Source organism: Mitsuaria sp. RG, assembly GCF_028369275.1.
Lineage (GTDB): Bacteria > Pseudomonadota > Gammaproteobacteria > Pseudomonadales > Pseudomonadaceae > Aquipseudomonas > Aquipseudomonas peradeniyensis.
The window spans coordinates 1-1212 of the sequence record NZ_JAQMYQ010000110.1 but is presented as its reverse complement, the minus strand read 5'-3'; the positions used below and the strand labels follow the sequence as shown (position 1 = coordinate 1212).

The 1212-nt window shown below is 55.4% G+C and carries 2 protein-coding genes; both read left to right on the top strand.

Annotation, left to right across the window (positions count from 1 at the left end):
- The first annotated feature begins 18 nt into the window (after positions 1 to 18).
- The gene (locus POF53_RS25890) at positions 19 to 372 is read left to right on the top strand and encodes a transposase (RefSeq protein WP_234563135.1); all 354 of its coding nucleotides are present in this window, start codon (positions 19 to 21) and stop codon (positions 370 to 372) included.
- Positions 369 to 1212 (top strand): IS3 family transposase (locus POF53_RS25885; protein WP_498970049.1); only part of this gene is annotated, 844 nt, incomplete at its 3' end. The genes POF53_RS25890 and POF53_RS25885, both read left to right, overlap by 4 nt.

Genomic DNA, 1212 nt, shown 5'->3' with positions numbered 1-1212 from the left:
TGAACTGGCCTAATGATTTTGGACACCTTCATCGGGCGCTATGATGGCGCCCAATTGGAGGCAAAATCAGTGCGTAAATCTTATTCAAGAGAATACAAAGTCCAAGCTGCCGAAATGGTGCTGGACGGTGGGCAGTCAGTTCCTGAGGTCTGTGCCGCCCTTGGGCTGGGCCCTACCGCGCTTCGCCGCTGGGTTGATCAGGTGCGTGAAGAGAGAGCCGGTAAGGTTCCTGCTGGAGCCAAAGCGATCACACCCGAGCAGCAACGAATTGAAGAACTCGAAGCGCTGGTTCGGCAAAAGGATCGGGATATCGAAATCCTAAAAAAGGCCAGTGCTCTCCTGCTTCGGGACTCCAAAGATCGTTCTCGCTGATCAACGAGCTGAGTGAGCAATACCCTGTTGTCGACTGCTGCCGCGTGCTTGGGGTTAAGCGCAGCAGTTTCTATGCGTGGCGCAAACGGCAAGGACGTGAAAACCCGGCAAGAGATGCGCTACGCCTGCTGGTAATCAAGCACTTCAACGCATCGCGAAGTGCTTCTGGCTCGCGAACCCTGGCGCAGGAATTGCGGCACGAAGGCCATGAAATAGGACGATACAAGGTGCGTGCGCTAATGCGTGAAGCTGGCCTGAAGTGCAAACAGCGCAGGCCGCACCGCTATCGGTCATCAGGGGCAGAAGCGTTGATCGCCGAGAATCAGCTGAAGCGCAATTTCAAGGTTTCGGCGATCAATGAGGTTTGGTGTGGTGATGTGACCTATATCCAGATTGGCAGGCGCTGGCTGTACCTAGCCGCCGTGATTGACCTCTATGCCCGTCGCGTAGTGGGTTGGGCATTCTCGATGATTGCAGATGCCAACTTAGCTTGTAACGCCCTGCGCATGGCCGCTGAATCGCGGGGTAGGCCGGCGGGCGTAATGTTTCATTCAGACCAGGGCTGTCAGTACACCAGCCATAAATTCAGAGCCGCGCTCGATGAGTACAACTTGAACCAGAGCATGAGCCATCGAGGCCAATGCTGGGATAACGCTGCCATGGAGCGATTCTTCGGAGCATTGAAATCAGAATGGGTGCCGGCAGAGGGTTACGAGACCGAAGCGCAGGCACGAGTGGATATCCAGGCTTATCTGATGCGCTACAACCTCAAGCGCCTCCACAGCTACAACGGCTATGAAACGCCAGTAGCCATGGAGGAAAAGCTCAAGGCAGCGGCAT